Origin of the sequence: Moorena sp. SIO4A1, from assembly GCF_010672065.1 — a bacterium.
Classification (GTDB): Bacteria; Cyanobacteriota; Cyanobacteriia; order Cyanobacteriales; family Coleofasciculaceae; genus Moorena.
The window spans coordinates 1-4,610 of sequence record NZ_JAAHHX010000017.1 but is presented as its reverse complement, the minus strand read 5'-3'; the positions used below and the strand labels follow the sequence as shown (position 1 = coordinate 4,610).

The following is a 4,610-nucleotide window of genomic DNA, read 5'->3' as shown; positions in this document are numbered from 1 at the left end:
CCTGAGCACACAGCTTCTCCAACGGAAATTCCTATTAAATAGGTACTAAGTAGCTTGTCAGTACCTATTTAATAGGTACAGTACCTATTTCTTCCGCCAACGGGCATTTGGTCCTCGCCCAAGGCATTCGAGCCGCCCAGCCTTCCTTTGCTGGCCCAAGATACGGCGAATCAGATCAATTCCTACATTAGGACATTGTTCCTGTAAATGCTTGATCGAAAAATCTCCAACTATATTGTTAATGGCATCTTGCACCATCGCTGTTTTAGCGCCTTTGGTTGAGGTTACTAACCCAACCCGTTTCTCAAAATCCCGGTACGCCGATAGCACCGACACTCCCAGAAAATACTCCCACCAAGGTAACAAACTATGCTGTCCCTGATGCCAGCTTTGGGAGGACTGGTAAAGTGTATCGTAGTAGCTTTCCTTTGTGCGTTCTACAATGCGTTCCAAACTAAGCGGTTTAGTCTATGACTAGGTTTCGGTGTGCCCCACCGTACCTTTTTTTCTATAGATAGACACTTTTTTTATCTAATTTTTTCATAGACTTTTAAGTCGTTAGACCCAATTACGCAATACGTACGCAAAACATATTTTTTACGTTGTCTACTTATGGTTAGATATTGTCTTTCTACTTTTAAAGTCTATTGCTTATGGTTTTATTGTACCACATCTAAAGCCGTCCTGGAAGGACGGGGCTTTAAACCCAATTTTTTCGGTAACAGTAGTGTCAGCAGCCTAGCCATCCGTCCATTTCCATCACTAAAAGGGTGGATGCACAGAAAATCCAAGACGTAGGTGGGGATGAGCAATAAAGGTTCGAATTCCTCAGACTGCCAGAGGCGATTGAACTGTTCGTGCAAGCGTTCCATCGCGGATGGTGTAGCATAAGCCGCAAGTGGTTGAAACCTCAGAACCTTTGTACCATCTGGATAAGTTTGGCTGATTTGATTATCTACCGACTTCCAGCGCCCACCCTCACCAACAGAAAACTGATAAAGGTCACGATGCAGCTGTAACACCACCCCTGGAGTGAAAGGGATGTGAGCATAGCTGCTGTGGATCGTACTAAGTACATCTCGATAGCCAGCAATTTCTTGTTCGGAGCGATCGCGGGGCGTAGTTTTTTCAGCTACCAGTTCCTTGATGCGTTCCAGGGGCACTGTAATGCCTTCTATGCGGTTGGAGGACTCAGTACTCTGAATAATCGCCGCCTGAAGTAGTGTTTGCAAAACTTGGGGTGACTGTTCTTTGAACAGTTCTTGCTTGCCTTTGTACTCACCAATCAGCCGGATAGTACGCAGTAGATTTTGAGGAATCAGCTGGCGCTCAATAAAACCTGGTTCAAACGACTGCATGGGTAATTCCTATCAACCCAACCTCAGTATACTAGACTTGGCGGCAGTTGTAGGGAACAGGGAACTTCGGAGCAGCGGATCATCTGAACAAGAATTGAGACAAACACTATCAGAACAATACTTTTGTAAGAGGTCTACTATAATTTTGCGTTAGTGGAAAACTATCTGTAATCTCAAGTTCGATTAATCTCTTCCCAAGTAGTCCCTGGATTTTTGGTAATAGGTAATTGCTAATGGCTAATGCTCGTAAGATTACCGATTACCGATTATCGATTCCCGATTCCCGATTCCCGATTCCCGATTCCCCGAAAATCCTAGGTTATATCCCTGTTATCGAAAGGATATCAGTATTTATGTAATTTTCCGGTTAAACTCTCCAGGGGATAAGCACTATACTTGCCTTTAAGTGAAGGTTCCTAAAAAGAGAAACGAAGGAAAAGGTGAGACTGGTAATGGGGAGATGGGGAGTTTTCCTACTCTCCCCTTATTTTATTCACGACTTACGCATTTGCCCCCTAAATCCCCCAATTCTGGGGGACTTTGACATCATTACCCCCCATAATTGGGGGGCTAGGGGGGCGAAAGACACTTAACCGCGTAAGTCCTGTTATTTTCCTTGTCCCAAAACACGTATCAGGCTAACACTATGCTGGCTAGGGTTTGGAGTGGTTCAATTATCGGCATTGATGCTGTAAAAGTAGGGGTTGAAGTAGATGTGTCCGGTGGCTTACCGGGAATTGTAGTCGTTGGTTTACCGGATACCGCTGTCCAAGAGTCCCGAGAACGGGTGAAAGCAGCACTGAAAAATGCTGGTTTTGCCTTTCCGATACGCAAAATTGTGATTAACCTGGCTCCGGCTGACTTACGGAAAGAAGGTCCTAGTTTTGATTTACCGATCAGTGTTGGTATTTTAGCGGCATCGGAACAGTTAAATCCTCAGTTATTGGGAGACCACCTATTTCTCGGAGAAGTGTCCCTTGATGGCAGTTTGCGACCTGTGGCTGGTGTACTTCCAATTGCTGCGGCAGCAAAGCAAATGGGAATTACTGGGTTAGTGGTTCCTGCTGACAATGCTACAGAAGCTGCAGTGGTGAATGGCATCACTGTTTATGGATTTGAGCACCTATCAGATGTTGCTGATTTCCTTAACCAGCCAAACCGCTATTCACCGGTAGAGATTGATAGCGTGGGGCAGTTGCAAGTAACCCAGTCCACTGCACCGGATTTGAAGGATGTTAAAGGTCAGGCTCATGGGCGTCGAGCGTTAGAAATTGCTGCGGCTGGGGGACATAATTTAATCTTTGTCGGTCCTCCTGGCAGTGGTAAAACCATGTTGGCGCGACGATTACCGGGAATTTTGCCACCGTTGAGTTTTGCTGAAGCTTTGGAAGTCACTCAAATTTATTCTGTTGCTGGCTTATTGAAAAATCGCGGCAAACTGATCTGCGATCGCCCTTTTCGCAGTCCCCATCATTCCGCCTCTGGCCCATCTCTTGTGGGTGGTGGTAGTTTTCCGAAACCGGGAGAAATTTCCTTAGCCCACCGGGGAGTTTTATTTTTAGACGAGTTGACAGAATTCAAGCGCAATGTCCTAGAGTTCTTACGCCAACCTTTGGAAGACGGACAAGTCACTATTTCCCGCACCCGCCAATCGGTACAGTTTCCTGCTCAGTTTACCTTAGTGGCTAGTACCAATCCCTGTCCCTGTGGATACTTTGGTGACCCGATCCAACCCTGCACCTGTTCCCCTCGCCAACGGGAACAATATTGGTCGAAGCTATCAGGACCATTAATGGATCGCATTGATTTACAAGTAGCTGTGAATCGGCTTAAACCTGAAGAAATCACTAGAGAGTCTACAGGAGAAGAATCAGCACCGGTGCGAGAACGAGTCCAAGTCGCACGCGATCGCACTCATCACCGCTTCCACACTGAACCCACTCTTCATTGCAATGCTCAGATGCAAAGCCATCATCTACGTCGATTCTGTAAATTAGATGATACTTCCCGTAATGTATTAGAAGGGGCTATTCGCAAACTTGGTCTTTCTGCTAGAGGCACCGACCGTATTCTCAAAGTTGCCCGTACCATTGCCGACCTGAGTGGTGATGATGACCTTAAAACCCAACATGTTGCTGAAGCCATTCAATATCGTACTATTGATCGCATGCAATAAGATGCATTAAGGGGCAATTGATGGGTTAAGGGATCTAACGGATGGGAATATGGGGAGTAGTAGGCAAGACGAGTTGAAGGCATGAAGCAAGTCAAAGCAGTTTTATGTGGATATTACGGCAAGGGCAACGGTGGCGATGAAGCATTGTTAGCGTCACTGCTGCAAATGCTCCCAAAGTCAGTGAAGCCGATAGTCCTTTCCGGTAACCCTAGTCAAACTCGTCAGCGCTATGGAGTGGAAAGTTGCGATCGCATGTCTACCCTACCAGTGCTCAAGGCTATGCGCCTTTCCGAACTATTCATCTGGGGGGGTGGTAGTTTAATCCAAGATGTGACTAGTGCCGCTAGCCCTCTCTACTACTGTGGTTTAATGGGATTAGCCCAAAAGATGGGTCTCAAAACCATTGCTTGGGCCCAGGGGGTTGGTCCAATTAAGCGTCGGCTGATTAGTTCCCTAGCCCAGCGGTCGTTCACCGGATGTACAGCAGTTAGTGTCAGGGATTATGGCTCAGCGACACTGTTAGCGGATTGGGAAATTCCCTTTATTATGGCTCCCGATCCAGTTTGGGCATTAGACTCCAAACCTGTACCAGGATTGTGGGATTTACCAGCACCAAGAGTAGCAGTTACTTTGCGATCGCATTCTAGCCTAACCCCCAAACGCCTGAAGAATCTGACCCATGCCTTAGTGGATTTTCAGAAAGCCACACAAACCTGTATTTTATTAGTCCCTTTCCAAGCTTCCCGAGATTTGACCATTGCCCAATCTATTGCCTCTCAGTTAACCGGTCCCCATCAGATCTTTTCTATAGAAGACCCTAGAGAATTGAAAGGATTATTTCGGGGGGTGGAAATGGCGATTGGGATGCGCTACCACAGTTTGATTATGGCAGCAGCGGAAGAATGTCGATGTTTTGCCCTCAGTTATGACCCCAAAGTTAACTACTTGATGGAGCAACTGGATTTACCTGGATGGGATGTTGCTAGTTTACCAGATGACCCAAATGTGATTAGTAAAACCTGGCTAGAACACTATGCTAATGGTGAACCATTGACTAAAGACCAAATTCAGTCATT

6 protein-coding genes are annotated in these 4,610 nt (G+C 46.2%); 4 read left to right on the top strand and 2 right to left on the bottom strand.

Annotation, left to right across the window (positions count from 1 at the left end):
* Positions 1-84 precede the first annotated feature (84 nt).
* Both F6K53_RS15755 and F6K53_RS15750 read right to left on the bottom strand, forming a co-directional pair.
* Positions 85-453, bottom strand: a complete 369-nt coding sequence (locus tag F6K53_RS15755; protein ID WP_293081283.1) for a hypothetical protein — start codon at positions 451-453, stop codon at positions 85-87.
* A gap of 206 nt (positions 454-659) precedes the next feature.
* Positions 660-1,358, bottom strand: a complete 699-nt coding sequence (locus F6K53_RS15750) for a Fic family protein (RefSeq protein ID WP_293081280.1) — start codon at positions 1,356-1,358, stop codon at positions 660-662.
* A gap of 233 nt (positions 1,359-1,591) precedes the next feature.
* On the opposite strand from F6K53_RS15750, the gene F6K53_RS15745 reads away from it, so the two are divergent.
* From F6K53_RS15745 to csaB, 4 genes are all read left to right on the top strand, one after another.
* Positions 1,592-1,717 (top strand): hypothetical protein, encoded by a 126-nt coding sequence (locus F6K53_RS15745; RefSeq protein ID WP_293081277.1) that lies wholly within the window; start codon positions 1,592-1,594, stop codon positions 1,715-1,717.
* A 93-nt stretch (positions 1,718-1,810) separates the two neighbouring features.
* The gene (locus F6K53_RS15740) at positions 1,811-1,951 is read left to right on the top strand and encodes a hypothetical protein (protein WP_293081274.1); all 141 of its coding nucleotides are present in this window, start codon (positions 1,811-1,813) and stop codon (positions 1,949-1,951) included.
* Between the two features lie 53 nt (positions 1,952-2,004).
* Positions 2,005-3,534, top strand: coding sequence for a YifB family Mg chelatase-like AAA ATPase (locus tag F6K53_RS15735; protein WP_293081272.1), 1,530 nt, complete (start codon positions 2,005-2,007; stop codon positions 3,532-3,534).
* 81 nt (positions 3,535-3,615) lie between these two features.
* Positions 3,616-4,610 (top strand): polysaccharide pyruvyl transferase CsaB (gene csaB / locus F6K53_RS15730; protein WP_293081269.1); only part of this gene is annotated, 995 nt, incomplete at its 3' end.